General features: G+C 65.5%; 16 protein-coding genes. 9 read left to right on the top strand and 7 right to left on the bottom strand.

What is annotated here, in order from left to right; all coding sequences use genetic code 11:
* Window positions 1-58 precede the first annotated feature (58 nt).
* Entirely contained in the window at window positions 59-835 is a 777-nt protein-coding gene (locus tag ASE69_RS11210; RefSeq protein WP_056486380.1) for a thioesterase family protein, read from the bottom strand.
* Entirely contained in the window at window positions 832-2409 is a 1578-nt protein-coding gene (locus ASE69_RS11205) for a class I adenylate-forming enzyme family protein (protein WP_056487024.1), read from the bottom strand. The genes ASE69_RS11210 and ASE69_RS11205 overlap by 4 nt, the downstream gene beginning before the upstream one ends.
* Before the next feature lie 74 nt (window positions 2410-2483).
* Here ASE69_RS11205 and ASE69_RS11200 point away from each other — a divergent pair, with 74 nt between their 5' ends.
* From ASE69_RS11200 to ASE69_RS11185, 3 genes are all read left to right on the top strand, one after another.
* Window positions 2484-3098 carry a glutathione S-transferase family protein gene (locus ASE69_RS11200; protein ID WP_056486377.1) on the top strand — a complete coding sequence of 205 codons (615 nt, stop codon included), beginning with the start codon at window positions 2484-2486 and terminating at the stop codon, window positions 3096-3098.
* Between the two features lie 93 nt (window positions 3099-3191).
* Entirely contained in the window at window positions 3192-3923 is a 732-nt protein-coding gene (locus tag ASE69_RS11195; protein ID WP_056486374.1) for a hypothetical protein, read from the top strand.
* 664 nt (window positions 3924-4587) lie between these two features.
* Window positions 4588-5889: a spinster family MFS transporter gene (locus ASE69_RS11185; RefSeq protein WP_056486367.1), complete on the top strand. Its 1302-nt coding sequence runs from the start codon at window positions 4588-4590 to the stop codon at window positions 5887-5889.
* An 84-nt stretch (window positions 5890-5973) separates the two neighbouring features.
* Here the strand turns inward: ASE69_RS11185 and ASE69_RS11180 are convergent, their stop codons facing one another.
* Both ASE69_RS11180 and ASE69_RS11175 read right to left on the bottom strand, forming a co-directional pair.
* A complete protein-coding gene (locus ASE69_RS11180) occupies window positions 5974-6375 on the bottom strand; it encodes a hypothetical protein (RefSeq protein ID WP_056486364.1) in 402 nt (133 codons plus the stop codon).
* A 96-nt stretch (window positions 6376-6471) separates the two neighbouring features.
* Window positions 6472-7716 (bottom strand): TetR/AcrR family transcriptional regulator, encoded by a 1245-nt coding sequence (locus ASE69_RS11175; protein ID WP_056486361.1) that lies wholly within the window; start codon window positions 7714-7716, stop codon window positions 6472-6474.
* Window positions 7717-7872: 156 nt separating this feature from the next.
* On the opposite strand from ASE69_RS11175, the gene ASE69_RS11170 reads away from it, so the two are divergent.
* The 6 genes from ASE69_RS11170 to ASE69_RS11145 all read left to right on the top strand — a co-directional run bounded on the left by ASE69_RS11170 (window position 7873) and on the right by ASE69_RS11145 (window position 13864).
* Window positions 7873-9156 (top strand): acyl-CoA dehydrogenase family protein, encoded by a 1284-nt coding sequence (locus tag ASE69_RS11170; RefSeq protein ID WP_056486357.1) that lies wholly within the window; start codon window positions 7873-7875, stop codon window positions 9154-9156.
* 134 nt (window positions 9157-9290) lie between these two features.
* On the top strand, window positions 9291-10373 hold the full coding sequence (locus ASE69_RS11165; RefSeq protein WP_056486354.1) for a Zn-dependent alcohol dehydrogenase: 1083 nt from the start codon (window positions 9291-9293) through the stop codon (window positions 10371-10373).
* 17 nt (window positions 10374-10390) lie between these two features.
* Complete coding sequence (locus ASE69_RS11160; RefSeq protein WP_056486351.1) at window positions 10391-11434, top strand: phosphotransferase family protein; 1044 nt, start codon at window positions 10391-10393, stop codon at window positions 11432-11434.
* A 119-nt stretch (window positions 11435-11553) separates the two neighbouring features.
* Window positions 11554-12318 carry an SDR family oxidoreductase gene (locus ASE69_RS11155; protein ID WP_056486348.1) on the top strand — a complete coding sequence of 255 codons (765 nt, stop codon included), beginning with the start codon at window positions 11554-11556 and terminating at the stop codon, window positions 12316-12318.
* 15 nt (window positions 12319-12333) lie between these two features.
* Entirely contained in the window at window positions 12334-13131 is a 798-nt protein-coding gene (locus tag ASE69_RS11150; RefSeq protein ID WP_056486344.1) for an SDR family NAD(P)-dependent oxidoreductase, read from the top strand.
* Between the two features lie 118 nt (window positions 13132-13249).
* On the top strand, window positions 13250-13864 hold the full coding sequence (locus tag ASE69_RS11145) for a superoxide dismutase (protein ID WP_056486341.1): 615 nt from the start codon (window positions 13250-13252) through the stop codon (window positions 13862-13864).
* A 120-nt stretch (window positions 13865-13984) separates the two neighbouring features.
* Here the strand turns inward: ASE69_RS11145 and ASE69_RS11140 are convergent, their stop codons facing one another.
* From ASE69_RS11140 to mtaB, 3 genes are all read right to left on the bottom strand, one after another.
* Window positions 13985-14602 (bottom strand): septation protein A, encoded by a 618-nt coding sequence (locus ASE69_RS11140; RefSeq protein WP_268795496.1) that lies wholly within the window; start codon window positions 14600-14602, stop codon window positions 13985-13987.
* Between the two features lie 182 nt (window positions 14603-14784).
* The gene (gene ftsY / locus ASE69_RS11135) at window positions 14785-15720 is read right to left on the bottom strand and encodes a signal recognition particle-docking protein FtsY (protein WP_056051078.1); all 936 of its coding nucleotides are present in this window, start codon (window positions 15718-15720) and stop codon (window positions 14785-14787) included.
* Window positions 15717-16964, bottom strand: a complete 1248-nt coding sequence (gene mtaB / locus ASE69_RS11130) for a tRNA (N(6)-L-threonylcarbamoyladenosine(37)-C(2))-methylthiotransferase MtaB (protein ID WP_056486335.1) — start codon at window positions 16962-16964, stop codon at window positions 15717-15719. The genes ftsY and mtaB overlap by 4 nt, the downstream gene beginning before the upstream one ends.
* Window positions 16965-17082 lie beyond the last annotated feature (118 nt).

Here is a 17082-nt window from a genome sequence, read left to right as displayed (position 1 = left end):
CGCCGGGCCGCCAATGTGTCGCAAGATATGTCGGGCGCGCACGCCCCCTCCGCCGGCATCAGGCGAAGATCGCAACGCTCTGCATCTGTTCGGCAACCGGCGTGCCGTCGGCATTCCAGATCGCCATCTGCTGGCTCGAACTCCCCTCCCGCACGTAATCGGTGGTCGCGCGGAGCAGCCACCAGCCATCGCGCGTCACCGGCTGCGGACCGAGGATGTTGAGCAGCCACGTCATCGAACTGAGCGGGGCAGGGCCGCCCAGCAGTTTCAGCGCGGACGGCGGCAGGCAGTCCGCGACCGCGACCAGCTCGACCATCGGATCAAGTCCGTCACGCTCGGCCAGCCGCACCCACCGCAGCCACTCCGCCGGCCCGACGCCGTCATCCCGCCGATCGAGCAAGTCGAAGTTCCGCGAGAATGCCACCGCACTGTGGCCACGGAACGTCTGCGTCTCCGGCCCGGGCATCGGAAAGTCGGGCGCGCTGCCGGTCTGGTGATCGACTCGCGACGCGACCGCACCCATGAACACGAACGTCGCGCGCAGCCCAAGCCCGGCCTCGCTTTCGACATCGACCTGCACGAACGCGGCGTTGCGCCCGCGCCGCAACCGACTAGCACGGATGACGATGTCACCGGAGAGGGGCCCGACGAAGGATACCTGCGCGGATCGCAGCGGCGGCAGGTCGACATCGGACTTCTGTGCGGCATGCAACGCGAGCGCGGCGGAGAAGCCGCCGTACGCAGTGCGGCCTTGCAACCAATTCTCCGGTACCGTCCCGCGCCAGCCACCGTCGATCGGCTCGAGCGCGTCGATTGCCTGTTTGAGACTCGTCATGCGGCCGCACCCGCAAGCCGGTCGCGGAGTTCGCGCTTGAGGACTTTTCCGATCGCGCTGCGGGGTAGTTCGTCGGCTATATGAAGCGCGGACAGCCGTTGCGTCTTCCCGAGTTGGCCGTTCGCCCAGGCCAGGATGGAGGCGGCATCCTCGATTGCATCGGCCCGCGGGACGTAGAACCCGACCGGCGTCTCGCCCCAAGCCTCCGATGGAACGCCGATCACCGCGCAATCGGCTACGGCGGGGTGTTGCGCCAATACCGCCTCCAGGTCCGACGGATAGATGTTGAACCCGCCCGAGATGATCAGGTCCTTCTTCCGGTCCATCAGCGTGAGAAACCCATCCTCGTCGAACCGTCCGACGTCGCCGTGGCGGATGTAGCGGTTTCCGTCGGCGTCATGCCATTCGGCGTCGCGCGTCGCCTCCGATCGGCCGTGATAGCCGTTCATCATCGCCGGGCTGCGGCCGACGACCTCGCCCATCTCACCGCGTGCGACCTCGACGCCGTCATCGTCGATCAGCCGGATCTCGTGGCCCGGCATCGGCTGGCCGACGGTGTGCAGCTTGGTCGGGTTGGCGGTTGCGTTCAGCGCGCAACTCGCACCGCCCTCGGTCATCCCGTAGAACTCGACGAGCACCCCTGGCCAGCGTGCGACGACGTCGGCCTTCAGTGCGGCGGAGAAGGGCGCGCTGGTGCTGGTCTTGAAGCGGAACGTCGAAAGGTCGAAGCTGTCGAAGTCGGGAAGCGCCATGATACGTTGATACTGCACCGGAACCAGCATCGTGTGCGTCGCGCGGTATCGCTGCGCGAGTTCGATATAGGCGCGCGCATCGAACTTCCCCACCAGCACGACGGTGCCGCCCCAGCCGAGCGTCGGCAGGAAGCTGACCAGCGTTGTGTTCGAATAGAGCGGCGTGGCGATCATCGTGACCGCGGTGTCGAACCCCGCCGCCGTGTTGCGGGAGACATGCGCCCAGCGCATCGCGTGGCTCTGGACGATGCCCTTCGGCGTGCCGGTGGTGCCGGACGAGTATATGATGTTGAACGCGTCTTCGGGGGCGACCTCGACGGGGGTCGGCTTGGCGTCCGAGGGAGCTATCCACGCATCAAAAGATTGTTCCCCCGCGAAGGCGGGGGCCCAGGCTGGGCTCCCGCCTTCGCGGGGGAACAACACTATGCGGGCCGTTAGGAGCTGCCCTTCCAAAGCCCAAGCATTCTCCGCGTCGAGAAACACCACCGGTGCCCCGCTATCCGCGATCATCGCCGCAATCGCAGCCCGCGTAGCGGACGGTGCGATCGGCGTCGCAACACACCCTGCGCGTACCGCACCAAGGAATACCGCCGCATAGTCCGTCGTCGGCGCCGCGACGATCGCCACCGCCGTCCCGTGCACAACCCCGTCGCGCTGCAACGCCGCCGCCACCCGGTCCATCATCGCGTCGAGCGTTCGATAGTCGATGCTGCCCTGCGCGTCGGCAACGGCAGTCCGATCTCCCCGTTCCACCGCGTGCGCACGGATCAAATCGGGGAGGGTGGCAAAGCCGGTGGCAAGCATGTCTGCGGCGGTCGTCATGCGACGCATCGCTAGGCGAACGCGTCCGGCAATGCCATACGGTATATTCGAAAACCGATGTCGAGGAGACGCTCTTGCTGTTCTACGATAGCGCACTGCCCGCGCCCAACCCGCGCCGCGTCCGCATCTTCCTCGCCGAAAAGCATGTCCGCGTGCCGATGGCGCAGATCTCGATCCCCAAGGCCGAGCACAAGGCGGAGCCGTTCCTCGCGGTCAATCCGCTCGGCCAGACGCCCGCGCTTACGTTCGACGATGGCCGCGTGCTGACCGAGAGCGTTGCGATCTGCCGCTACTTCGAGATCCTCCATCCCGACCCGCCGATGTTCGGCCACGGCGCGCACAATATCGCCGAGATCGACATGTGGACGCGGCGGATCGAACTGCGGCTAATGACGCCGCTGTCGATGGTGTGGCTACACACGCATCCCTGGACCGCACGGATCGTCCAGCCGCAATATACCGAGTATGGCGAGAGCCAGCGCCCGCGTGTGCTCGCCGCGATGGTGGAGTTCGACCGCGCGCTCGCCGGACGCGACTGGCTAGATGGTGAGCGCTACACGATCGCCGATATCGTCCTGCTCACGACGATCGACTTCGCCAAGTTCGTCGGCGTCGCGATGCCCGACGACCTCGAACATCTGAGGGCATGGCACGCTCGTGCCTCCGCTCGACCGAGTGCCCAAGCGTAACTGGCGCAGTTAACCAACTCGTTTCACACGATAGAAGTCTCTCCTCGGCTATCTCCGGCGCGGGACAGGCCGTGCCCGCAGGGGAGAAATCGAGTGCACAAGCTGATCATCGTTGCGGCATTGTGCACGCTACCCACCGCCATAGCCGCGCAGGACGCGCGCACGGATGCGGCGATCGTCGTGCCGGCGCATACTGAAATGGCATTGCGCCTGGACGAGGAGATCGCGTCGGATCGCGCACGCGTCGGGCAAACCGTCGCTGTATCGGTCGCGCGGGACGTGATCGTCGATGGCGCGGTGTTGATCCCGCGCGGGGCTCCCGGTGTCGGTGCGGTTACCTTCAGGACCGGCAAGGGCGCGTTCGGCAAATCCGGCAAGCTCGATATCGAACTGCGCTCGGTCGAAGTCGGCGGTCGTAGCGTGCCCGTCGTTGGTCGCTATCACGCCGCCGGAGATGGCCGGACCGGCGAGACGATTGGCACGATCATCGTCGGCGGTGTCGTCGCGGGGGCGTTCGTCACCGGGCACAACGCCGTGTTCGAGGAGGGGCGCCAGTTCACCGCGTTCACCGGCGAGGCGACCCGGATCGCGCGTCCAGCGATACGGATGGCCCGGTACGCACCGCTGATCCCGCCCGCTGCCGCGTCGTTCGCGCGAGGTCCGGCCCTAGTGTCGCCATCCTACGCGACCGTGGCCTATAGTCCACCGGCCGCGATGGCCGTTCCACCAGCCTACGTAGCCGATGGCAGTTTCGCTCAAAAATTGGCTGCCGCCCAACCCGTCCGCGGTGGCGATCCGCGGCTGGGGTGGACGATCAGCGACTAACGTCCGGCCTTCACCGCCGTCTGCCCGAGCAGCGGATTCTTTCGCTTCGTCGGTGCTGGGCTTGATGCTGTCGTCGATTGCCTTGCCCTCTCGTACGCGGTAATCGCCGCCGGCCGAGCCGCAATCGCCTTGATCGTGAGGTCGGGCCCGGCTTCTTTTAGAAGCAGCGGGATCTCGCCGCGTTTGGCGGGGGCCGATTAAATAAGTCAGTCTTCGGAATGCTCCAGCGATTGTGTTGCGTGGGAGGCGAGGCAGGGGCCGTGGCGGGCAAGCTGGACGCCACGAGGGATTCCATCCCTGGCGGGAGCGATAAGGAAAATACGCTTTGCAACGTCGCGAATCTATGCGAGGGGAGCTGCATACCCGGTATTCAGATTGCCCGGACGCTCCGCTCCACTGATGACGCGGAGACGAGCCCGGCCACGACGTTGGAGAGGGGATAAGGCGGAAGAGCGACCCAAACGAGGACGCATCTTCCGCCGTCCTTCTCACGAAACACCGTTAACGCCTTCAAACCCATAAGACATTGCGTCGCAGCGGTAATGTCGCTCGTCATCCACATGCCGTTCGCTCGTCGCGGGTCGGCCAGGAATGCAGCTTTAGCTTGTCTGGTACGCCTCAATTGACCTAGCCTAAGGCCTATTTAGATTTCGAGGTATTGCCGATGGCCGCAGCGTATCAGTCCCATCCCGAGATCGCCGACGCATTGGCGATGAAGCGACGGGGCCTGACGCTCGCGCTGCTCACCTTCACCTATTTCTTCAGTTACATGGACCGTCAGATCCTTGCGATCCTGCTCGAGCGGATCAAGGCGGACCTGCTGCTGACCGATACGCAGCTCGGGCTGCTGTCCGGACTCGTGTTCGCGATCTTCTATGCGACGTTGGGCATTCCGGTCGCACGGCTGGCCGATCGGACCAGCCGCCGTAACATCATTGCCGCCAGCCTGACGATCTGGAGTGCGATGACTGCGCTGTGCGGGCTCGCGCAGAACTTCACGCAGTTGATGCTGTTCCGGATCGGCGTCGGTATCGGCGAGGCGGGGTCGAGCCCGCCCAGTCATTCGATCATCGCCGACCTCTACCCGCCCGAGAAGCGCGCAAGCGCGATGGCGGTGTATTCGCTCGGCGTGGTGCTCGGCGCAGGGTTCGGCACGCTGATCGGCGGGGTAGTCGCGAACTCGTACGGCTGGCGGATCGCGATGATGACCGTCGGCCTGCCGGGGATCGTCCTAGCCGTTCTCGTCCGTCTGTTCATGGTCGAGCCCCGCCGCGGACTGTCCGATGCGGCGCGCGCAGTGGCGACGCCGATGCCAAGCGTGGCCCAAGGGTTTGCGTCGATATGGGCGAGTGCGCCGGCGCGGCATCTGGTGGTCGGCGTCACGCTCACCTCGATGATCGGCTACGCGCTGACCGGCTGGGGACCGAGCTATATCCAGCGGTCGCTTGGCATCTCGATGCTTGATATTTCACGCTACATCGCGTTGCCGGGTGCGTTGTTCGGCGCGATCTCTGCGCTCGCAGGCGGCAAGATAGCCGACGTGCTCGCCAAGCGTCACGGGCTCCATGTCCAGGCTTGGGTCGTCCTCGTGATGAAGGGCCTGTCGCTCCCGTTCGCGCTCGCCTTCTACCTGATCGACGCGCCGGTAGTCGCGATCGGCAGCTATTTTGTCTCGCTGATCTTCGCCAATTCGTATCTCGGGCCAAGCTTCGCGTTGATCCAGCATCTCGCGCCGTTGCAGATCCGCGCGATGTGGGCGGCAATCACGTTGCTGGTGATCAATCTCGTCGGGTTGGGGCTCGGGCCGACGTTGGTCGGTTGGCTCAGCGATCTGTTGAAGCCAGGGTTCGGCGAGGATTCGCTGCGCTATGCGCTGATCATCATCGTGTTGATGACGCCGTGGGCGCTGTTCCACTATTGGCGCGCCGGGGTTCTGCTCAAGCGCGCTGAGGATGCAGCCGCGTAGTGCCCCCTTTCGCCGTCATCCTGACGAAAGTCAGGACCCAGGATTTCAAAGGACGGCGTTTGTAACTCTGGGTCCTGACTTTCGTCAGGATGACGGAGGGGAGGTTGCATCCGGGTAGGCCGGAGCCTCCGCCAGCATCCAGGCCAGTGCCGACTCGCGGTCATCGAACACCGCCATGTCGTCCCGCACCGAAGAAATCCGCTTCACCGGCAACCGCGCCAGCTTGCCCTCAGTATCCAGCGCGACCTTGCGCGACTTCAGCGGTATCGACACCGCCACGCGTTGCAGCATCGCGATCGCCTCCTGCGGCTGGATCGCGGACTTGGAGAAGTTGCAGAGCAGCACGTGGCGCTTGCCTGTCGCCAGCACGCGCCGTCCGTCGCGCTCCAGGTCGCGCAGGAAGTCCTCGACATGCTCGATAGTCCAGAAGCCCGACGCGTCGACCTCGATGATACCCGTCTCAAGATCGGTCGTGATGGTGTGCATGCAGCCTCCGTGGAGGCTCCGGACTGGCGACCAGCCGTTAACGCGGCGTAACCAACTCGATCCGGCTTCGATCCCGCGCCAATCTGGGCAAGGCGCTTAGGCCTTCGCGATCCGATCATCGAACAAGCCGTACATCAGCGTCGAGGCATACATCGCGATCGCCCGCTCGCGCGGCATCGTCGACGCCCATTTCCGCATGTCGAACGCCGCGTTCTGAAGCGCCATCAGCGCTTGCGCCGCGATCAGCGCATCGACCGCGCGGATCGAGCCTTCGCCGATCCCGTCCATCATCATCCCGGCATAGCGCCGCGCGATGCCGTTCGAGCGCTCAACCATCGCGTTGCGCACGCCGACCGGTAGCCCGCTCAGCGCCGTGGTACGCAACAACGGCCCCCGCTCGGCGAACTGGACGTCGAGCAGCGTTGCGACCGTGCTCGACAGCTTGTGCCAGTAGCTTCCGCCCTCGGCCTCGCCACGGCTCTGCGCATCGGCGATCGTGTCGAAGCTGCGGCGGTAGCACGCGATGACGAGGTCGTCCTTCGCATCGAGATGGTGATAGAAACTACCCTTGGTCACGTTCAGCTCGGATGCGATCTTCTGCACCGACGCGCCACGATAGCCGAGTTCGTTGATCAGGCGCGTCGCGGCGAGCAGGAACGCCTCGCGCCCCGGCTCCGCCTCGTCATGGCTGAGATCGAGCAGGGTAGGGGACCATTTGGCGTCCTTGCCCGCTATGCCGTGTGCGAACACGTCCATCAGCCGTTCCTCGACACGGCCGTACTGATCGGGCTCGTACCGCGTCAGCCATATCGGCAGCCAGAACGTGTTTTCCAACAGCACGTGTGCGCGCGCGCCGTTGAGATCGGTCTGCGCGCGCGACGAAGTCGGCCCCCACAACAGCCGCGTCCGACGGAACACCTCGCGCCAGCCCGCCATCAGGCGGCCGCGCATCGGCTCTTCGGTCGCGCGCAGATCGGAGAGGACGGCGAACGCCTTCTCCTCGCCGCGCTGAATCCGCCCGAGCCGGTCCATGTTGAGCGCGAGATAGCGCCGAACGCGTTCCTCCGGCGTCGCTTCTTCCGCCGCGACGTCGAGCATCGCGATCAGCGATTCGAGCGTGTTCTCAAACGCCGCCGCCGCGAGGTCTTCCTTGCGCTTGAAATAATAGGTAACGCTGGTCGTATTGAGCCCGACGCGCCGCGCCACGTCCGCGAACGTCATGCCCTTGGCACTCTGTTCGTTGATCGCTTCTGCCGCCGCGGCGAGGATCGCGTCACGCTTCGCACGGAAGCGCTTGGTCCCCTGTTCGCTCTCGTCGCTGGCCTCTGCCGGAACCTTCATCGAAACACCCTAACAGCTTCGATTTGAAGATACAGTGCTTTTTAGGCGCTTTCAGGGCGGACTTGAAAACATGCTTTCCGGAGTCCCTCGCACGCTTTACCGAATGTGCGGTATGGTCTAACCCGCCTCCAAAGCGATGACGAATGGAGAGCCCGCATGGATTTTACGCTGAGCGAACGAGAGACGTATTTCCGGGATCGGGTCCGGGATTTCATCGACCAGAATATCCGGCCTCGGCAGGCCGATTACGACCAGCAGGCGCATGAGGGCGAGCGCTGGAAGGTGATTCCGGTGATCGAGGAGATGAAGGAGAAGGCCAAGGCCGCCGGCCTCTGGAATTTCTTCATGCCGCCGCATTCGGGCCAGACACACGTCGACGATTCGTTCGAATTCGAAGGCACGCAGCTCACCAATCTCGAATATGCGTTATGCGCGGAGGAGATGGGCAAGGTCGGCTGGGCGAGCGAGTGTTTCAACTGTTCCGCGCCCGATACCGGCAACATGGAGGTGTTTCACCGCTATGGCACGCGCGAGCAGAAGGAGGCGTATCTCGGGCCACTGATGCGCGGCGAGATCCGTTCCGCGTTCCTGATGACCGAGCCTGCGGTGGCGTCGTCGGACGCGACCAACATCGAGACGTCGATGGTGAGGGACGGCGATCATTACGTCATCAACGGCACCAAATGGTGGTCGAGCGGCGTCGGCGATCCGCGCTGCAAGATCGCGATCGTGATGGGCAAGACGTCGTTCGAGGGCTCGCGGCACCAGCAGCAGAGCCAGATCCTCGTGCCGATGGATACGCCCGGCGTGACGATCAAGCGGATGCTGTCGGTGTACGGCTATGATCACGCGCCGCACGGGCATGGCGAGGTCGTGCTGGAGAATGTCCGCGTGCCGGTGGAGAACGTGCTGCTCGGCGAGGGGCGTGGGTTCGAGATCGCGCAGGGGCGGCTTGGGCCTGGCCGTATCCATCACTGCATGCGCACGATCGGCGTCGCCGAGACCGCGATCGAGGCGATGGCGCGACGGCTGCTCGACCGCGTCGCGTTCGGCAAGCGGATCGCGGACTTCTCGGTGTGGGAAGAGCGCATTGCGACCGCGCGGATCGACATCGAGATGACTCGTTTGCTCTGCCTCAAGGCCGCCGACATGATGGACAAGGCGGGCAACAAGTCCGCGCAGATCGAGATTTCGATGATCAAGGTCGCCGCGCCGAACATGGCGCTGCGGATACTCGACGACGCGATCCAGGCGCATGGCGGCGGCGGGGTGTCGGGCGATTTCCGCTTGGCGCATGACTGGGCGGCGATGCGGACGCTGCGGTTCGCGGATGGCCCGGATGAAGTCCACAACCGCTCGATCGCGCGCAACGAGTTCGGGAAATACGGCGATTTCCGGAAGGGTGGCGTGTCCAGCGGGGACGTCGGGGTGAGCCGGTAAACTCACCCCCCGTTCGTCCTTCTTTCTTCGTCATCCTGGGCTCGACCCAGGACCCAGAGCCGCAAGGGCAACGATCTTGGCTCTGGGTCCTGACTTTCGTCAGAATGACGGTCTCGTTTCGGAGCGCACCACCCATGAAAGCCGCAGTCCTTTTCGAAGCCAACACCCCGCTCAGCATCGAGGACGTGACCGTCTCGAAGCCGACCGCGCATGAGGTTCTGATCCGCACGATGGCGGTCGGCGTGTGCCGCTCAGACCTGCATTTCGTCGATGGCGCCTATCCGCACGCGATGCCGACCATCCCGGGGCACGAGGCCTGCGGCGTGGTCGAGGCAATCGGCGACGAGGTGCGCGGCGTGAAGGTCGGCGACCATGTCGTGACCTGTCTCTCGGCCTTTTGCGGCCAGTGCGAGTTCTGCGTCACCGGCCGGATGTCGCTGTGCATCGATGCCAGCGTGCGCCGTCCCAAGGGTGCCGCGCCGCGCCTCATGCTCGGCGACCGGCCGATCGCGCAGATGCTGAACCTCAGCGCCTACGCAGAGATGATGCTGGTCCACGAACACGCGTGCGTCGCGATCGACCGCGACATGCCGATGGACCGTGCGGCGCTGCTCGGTTGTGCGATCACGACCGGGGCAGGGGCGGTGTTTAACACTACTGACGTGACTCCGGGAGAGACGGTATGCGTGGTCGGCTGCGGCGGCATTGGGCTTGCGGCGGTCAACGCGGCGAAGATCGCCGGCGCGGGGAAGATCATCGCGCTCGATCCGGTGCCTGAAAAACGCGCGATGGCGGAGAAGCTCGGCGCGACGCACAGCATCGATGCGTTGTCCGACACCGCAGCGGACGAGGTCGTCGCGATCACGAAGGGCGGCGTGCACCACGCGATCGAAGCGGTCGGCCGCGCGCAATCCGCGGCCACCGCGGTCAAGGTCCTGCGTCGCGGGGGCACCGCGACGATCCTCGGCATGATGCCGCTCGGCGAGAAGGTGGGGCTGTCGGCGATGGACCTGCTGTCGGGCAAGCGCCTGCAGGGCGGGTTCATGGGCTCGAACCGGTTTCCGGTCGACATTCCGCGGCTGGTCGATTTCTACATGCGCGGGCTGCTCGATCTCGACACGATCATCGCCGATCGGATGCCGCTGGAGCTCATCAACGACGCGTTCGACGAACTCCGCCGCGGCGACACCACTCGCAGCGTGATCACCTTCTCGTGAGCGACGCGTCGACAAGCATGGTCGGCACGATCGCGGTCGGCGACAAGGACCGTCTCGACCTCGACACGCTTGGCGCGTGGATGACCGCCAACGTGCCCGGCTATGCCGGTCCGCTGGGCTACGCGAAGTTCGCCGGCGGCCAGTCGAACCCGACCTACCGCCTCGACACGCCGGAGCGCGCGTACGTGCTGCGCCGGAAACCGTTCGGCCCGATCCTGCCGAGCGCGCACGCAGTCGACCGAGAATATCGCGTCATCGCCGGGCTCCATCCGACCGGCTTCCCGGTGCCTCGGCCCTATGGTCTCTGCGAGGACGCGGCGGTGATCGGTTCGGCCTTTTACGTTATGGAGATGGTCGAGGGCCGGACGATCTGGGACGGCGCGATGCCCGGCGCGACCCCGCCTGAGCGCACCGCGCATTACGAGGCAATGGTCGACACGCTCGCCGCGCTCCACAACACGGATTACGCAGCGGCGGGGCTAGGCGAGTACGGCAAGCCCGGCAATTATTTCGAGCGCCAGGTCGGCCGCTGGACCAAGCAATATCGCGCCGCCGAGACCGAGCATATGGAGTCGGTCGAACGGCTGATCGAGTGGTTGCCGAGAACGCTGCCGGAGCAGACGCGCACCTCGATCGTCCACGGCGACTACCGCATCGACAACATGATCTTCGCGCCGTCCGCGCCCAAGGTCATCGCCGTCCTTGATTGGGAGTTGTCGACGCTGGGCGATCCGCTGGCGGACTTCTCGTACCTGTTGATGAGCTGGGTGACCGAACCCGAAGGGCGCTCGGGCGTGCTCGGGATGACTGGGCCGGAGACGGGCATCCCGACGATCGAGCAGGTCGTAGACCGCTATTGCGCCGCCACCGGCCGCGACGGCGTGCCTGATCTGAACTGGTATTTCGCCTATAACCTCTTCCGCCTGACCGGGATCGTTCAAGGTATCAAGAAGCGCATTATCGACGGCACTGCGTCGAGTGCGCAGGCGGAGAAGACGGTCGCGAAGATCCACGGGTTGGCAGATGCTGCCTGGGGATTTGCTGTGAAGGCGGGCGCCTGATTCCCCTCCCGCTTGCGGGAGGGGTTAGGGGRGGGGCTGACCTCCCCCGGCATGAAACGATGCGGAAAGATCGGGCCCTCCCCCGACCCCTCCCGCAAGCGGAAGGGGAGCAGAAGAAGTTGTCGCAGTTTGACCTTACCGGCTTGGTCGCCATCGTCACGGGATCGTCGCGCGGCATCGGCTTGGCTTCCGCACGCGAACTGGCCGAGCACGGCGCGAAGATCGTGATCTCCAGCCGCAAGCAGGACGCGTGTGACACGGTCGCCGCCGAACTCAACGCCAGACACGGAGACGGCACCGCGATCGCCATCGCCGCCAATATCTCCGACAAGGCCGGGCTTCAGCGTCTCGTCGACCAGACCCGCGCCAAGTTCGGCCGCATCGACATCCTCGTCTGCAACGCCGCCTCAAACCCTTATTACGGGCCCCAAGCAGGCATCGCCGACGACCAGTTCCGCAAGATCCTCGACAACAACATCGTCTCGAACCACTGGCTGATCCAGATGGTCGCGCCCGAGATGCTGGAGCGCCGCAGCGGCAGCATCATCATCATCTCGTCGATCGGCGGGCTGCGCGGCTCGCCCGTCATCGGCGCGTATTGCATCAGCAAGGCCGCCGACATGCAGCTTGCGCGCAACCTCGCAGTCGAGTTCGGCCCGTCCAACGTCCGCGTGAACTGCATCGCCCCCGGCCTGATCAAGACCGACTTCGCGCGCGCCTTGTGGGAGGACCCGCAACGGATCGAGGCGGCGAACACCAGCGTGCCCCTCCGCCGGATCGGCGAGCCCGAGGAGATCGCGGGCGCGGTCGTTTTCTTGGCGTCGTCGGCAAGCAATTTCATGACCGGCCAGACGATGGTCATCGACGGCGGCGTCACGATCTAACCGAAGGACCATGCGATGCGCTTCACGAACAAATCCATCATCGTCACCGGCGCAGGCTCCGGCATAGGCCGCGCCGCCGCACTCCTGTTCGCGCACGAAGGGGGCAGGGTCGTCGTCGCCGACAAGACCGAGGGCGCGGACGAAACCGCGCACCTCATCACGCAGGCTGGCGGCACGGCGAAGGCGATCCGCATCGACGCTGGCCTTGAAGAGGACGTGATCCGCACCGTGGCGCTGGCGTGCGACAGCTTCGGCAGGCTCGACGTGATGTTCGCCAATGCGGGTATCTCCGGCGGCCTGGCTAACCTGTTCGACACCGACGTCGCGCTGATCACGGAGGTGTTGCGCGTCAACCTGATCGGTCCGTTCCTCGCGATCAAACACGCCGCGCCGCGCATCGCCGAGCGAGGGAAGGGCGCTATCGTCCTCACCGCCAGCGTCGCCGGCATTCGCTCCGGCGCCGGCTCGCCCGCATATTCCGCGTCGAAGGCCGGCGTCATCAACCTTGCCGCCGTCTCCGCGCAGCAACTCACCGGCTCGAACGTCCGCGTCAACGCGATCTGCCCCGGCCTCACCGAGACCGGCATGACGAAGCCCGTCTTCGACTACGCGCGCGAGGCGAACAAGATGGACCGCGTCGGCCGCCTCAACCCGCTCCATCGCGGCGCGCAGCCCGAGGAACTCGCCAAGGTCGCGCTGTTCCTCGCGTCCGACGACGCCAGCTACGTCAACGGCCAGGCGATCGCGGTCGATGGCGGTCTCTCGTCGAGCCATCCCGTCACGCGGCAGGAATACGGCAAGACCGCCGCCTGACCGATGATGCTGTCGGGTCGCGGCGTTTCGGCCGCTGGATACGCTTGCGCAACGACTTTTGCGGGACCATTTGCGACGTGCGGACGTTGAGCGTCCGACCCCATAAAGGAGAACCCACATGGCTTTCGAACTCCCACCGCTGCCGTATGCCTATGACGCGCTCGAGCCGGTGATCGACCAGGAAACGATGAAGTTTCATCACGACAAGCATCACGCGGCGTACACCGCGAAGCTGAACGAAGGCGTCGAGAAGGATTCCGCGCTCGCCGGCAAGTCGATCGAGGACATCCTCGGCATGATCTCGTCGCAGCCGCCGCTGGTCCGCAACAATGGCGGCGGTTTCTGGAACCACGACTTCTTCTGGAAGACGATGGCGGCCAAGAGCGGTCAGGCACCGTCGGGCAAGCTCGCCGAGGCGATCGATCGTGACTTCGGCAGCCTCGACAAGCTGAAGGAAGAGTTCAACACCAAGGGCGCGGGGCAGTTCGGCTCGGGCTGGGCATGGCTGATCGCGGATGCGAGCGGCAAGCTGACGGTGACGAGCACGCCGAACCAGGACAACCCGCTGATGGACGACGCCAAGGAGCCGGGCACGCCACTGCTCGGCAACGACGTCTGGGAGCACGCGTATTACCTGACGTACAAGAACGATCGCCCTGGCTATCTGAAGGCCTGGTGGGACATCGTGAATTGGGACGTCGTCGGCGAGCGCTATGCGAAGGTCGCGGGCTGATCTGAATTCCCCTCTCGCTTGCGGGAGGGGCTAGGGGAGGGGGCGACGTACGTACTGGCGTCCGGTCTGTTGGTCAGGCCCTCCCCCGACCCCTCCCGTGAACGGGAGGGGAGCAGTAGATTATCCTTCGGGCGGCAGGTCGGTTACGGCTTTGTCGCCCGTTTGCAATCCGTGCTTCAGCAGCATCGGAATGTTGGCGAACGCGAAGATCAGCGTCAGCGGGATCGCGCCCCACAGCTTGAAGCCGACCCAGAAATCCCAGGTCGTGTTGCGCCACACCGCTTCGTTCAGTACCGCCATGAACACGAAGAACACCGCCCAGTTGCGCGTCAGCTTGCGCCAGCCGTCGGCGGACAGGCCGGGATAGGCGGTGCCAAGCAGAGACTGGAGTAACGGCCGACCGGTGACGAGCCCGAACGTCAGGATCGCCGCGAACATCGCGTAGATGATCGTCGGCTTCATCTGGATGAAGCGCTGGTCGTGGAAATAGATCGTCAGCCCGCCGAACACGACGATCAGCGCGCCCGACAGCCACAGCATCGGCGAGATATGGCCGGTCTTCACTTTCGACACGATCATCGCGGCGATGGTGGCGATGATGAACGCGGTGGTGGCGGCGACGACGCGGACGATCGGCAGCCCGGGGGTGAGGAAGTTCACCGCGAAGAAGATCGCGAGCGGGCCATAGTCGACCGCCATGCGAAGGCCGGGGGATAGGGGGGGCTTGGTTGGGGTCACTGGGTTTTCGCTTCCTGGGGGCGGGTGCGTGCGGGCATGTACCTCGATACAGACTCTCGACAAGCTCGATCCTTACTCGGCACGAACGGGGTGGGTTCGGGAGGGCATCTATCAGCCCACGCCGTTCGTCCCGAGTAGCCGTCGAGCTTGTCGAGATGGCGTATCGAAGGACATTCCGGGTGTTACTTCCGAACGCTCTCCACCCCGGCGATGATCCGGCTCACCTCGTTCGCATCGAACGGGCGGAGGTCCGTCATGCCCTCGCCGATGCCGATCGCGTGGATCGGCAGGCCGTATTTCTCGGCCGCAGCGACCAGCACGCCGCCGCGCGCGGTGCCGTCGAGCTTGGTCATCACGAGGCCGGTGACGCCCGCGACCTCCTTGAAGACCTCGATCTGCTGGAGCGCGTTCTGGCCGGTCGTCGCGTCGAGCACCAGGACGATGTCGTGCGGGCTCTCCGGGTTGATCCGACCGAGGACGCGGCGGATCTTGGCCAGTTCGTCCATCAGTTCGCGCTTGTTCTGGAGGCGGCCGGCGGTATCGACGATCAGTACGTCGATGCCCGTCTCGGTCGCCTTCTTGACCGCATCCCAGACCACGCCCGCCGCGTCGCCGCCCTCGGGGCCGGTGACGATCGGCACGCCGACGCGCTCGGCCCAGGTGCGGAGCTGGCCGATCGCGGCGGCGCGGAAGGTGTCGCCGGCGGCGAGCATGACGCCGTAATCCTGCTCCATCAGCAGGTGCGCGAGCTTGGCGATGGTGGTGGTCTTGCCCGAGCCGTTTACGCCGATGACGAGGATCACCTGCGGGCGGGGGAAGGCGTCGATCTCGATCGGTTTCGCGACCGTGGCGAGGACCTTCTCGACCTCTTCCGCGACGATCACGCGGATGCCGAGTTCCTCCATGTTGCGCTCGAAACTGCCTTCGGACAGGCGGCGGCGGATGCGGCCGGCGGTCTCGGGACCCAGATCGGAGGCGATCAGCGCTTCCTCGATGTCGTCGAGCGTCGAATCGTCGAGCCGCGCGCCGCCGAGGCCGGCGAGGTTGCCGACGAGCCGGTCGGAGGTGCGCTTGAAGCCGCCGATCAGCTTGTCGTGCCAGGTGGGGGTGGTGCTCATGATGGTTCTCGTATTGCGCTGAGGCGGTCGGACGTGGCGCCGGTGATCGTGATGCGGACGATGTCGCCGGGTATGGCGGGTTCGTCCAGCAGGACTTCTGCGAAATTGCCGATATGGCCGCGGTCGCCAGGGCGTTCGACGAGCAGATCCTGCGATGTTCCCACCAGCGTTTGCAGCCAGTTCGCTCGCGCGGTTTCGCCGGCGTCGCGGAGGAGGGCGGCGCGGTGGCGGCGGACTTCGGGCTCGACCTGCGGCATCCGCGCGGCGGGGGTGCCGGCGCGGGGCGAATAGGGGAAGATGTGCGGGTGGACGATGTGGCAGTCGTCGATCAGCGCGCGCGTGTTGGCGAACATCGCCGCGTCTTCGGTCGGGAAACCGGCGATCAGGTCCGCGCCGATCGCGATGTCCGGGCGGGCGGTCTTCAGGCGCTCGACGAGGGCGACGCTTTCGGCGCGTGAATGGCGTCGCTTCATGCGCTTGAGGATCATGTCGTCGCCGGCTTGGAGCGAGAGATGGACGTGGGGCATGATCCGGCGCTCAGTCGTCAGCAACGCGAAGAGGCGGTCGTCGATTTCGATACCGTCTAGGGACGAGAGACGCAGGCGTTCGAGCGCGGGTACGTGGTAGAGGATGCGCTCGACGAGGTGACCGAGCGTCGGTGCGCCGGGGAGGTCGGGGCCGTAGCTGGTGAGGTCGACGCCAGTGAGGACGATCTCGCGGTGGCCGGCGTCGACGAGCCCGGCGATCCGGTCGACGACTGCGCCCGCCGGGACCGAGCGGCTCGGGCCGCGGCCGAACGGGATTGCGCAGAAGGTGCAGCGGTGGTCGCAGCCGTTCTGGACCTCGACGAACGCGCGGGCGTGCGCGGAGAAGCTGGCGGCGAGGTGGGGAGCGGTCTTGCGGACCTGCATTATGTCGGAGACGACGACCGGAGCTTCGGTCTGCCAAGCTTGCGACGTCAGCTTGTCCGCATTGCCGACGACGCGGTCGACCTCGGGCATCGCGGAGAAACTGGCAGGGTCGATCTGTGCTGCGCATCCGGTGACGACGATCTGCGCGTCCGGACGGTCGCGCTTGGCGCGGCGGATCGCAACGCGCGTCGCCTTCACGGCGGCGTTGGTGACCGCGCAGCTGTTGACCACGACCATGTCCCGCCCGGCGACGAGCGCGCGGATGGTCTCGCTTTCGGCGATGTTGAGGCGGCAGCCGAGGCTGATGACCTCTGGCTGCGGGGCAGATGGCATGCGGCGCGATTTAGGAGGGGTGGGGGGGGAAGTCCACGGTTTGCTCGTGGGGGCGGCCGAGTCCTGTTCTCCTGCGAACGCAGGAGCCCAGGGTATAGGTGGAGCGCTGCTCGGTCCT

This window comes from Sphingomonas sp. Leaf208, assembly GCF_001421415.1.
GTDB lineage: Bacteria > Pseudomonadota > Alphaproteobacteria > Sphingomonadales > Sphingomonadaceae > Sphingomonas.
This window is presented reverse-complemented; position numbering and strand designations above follow the sequence as displayed.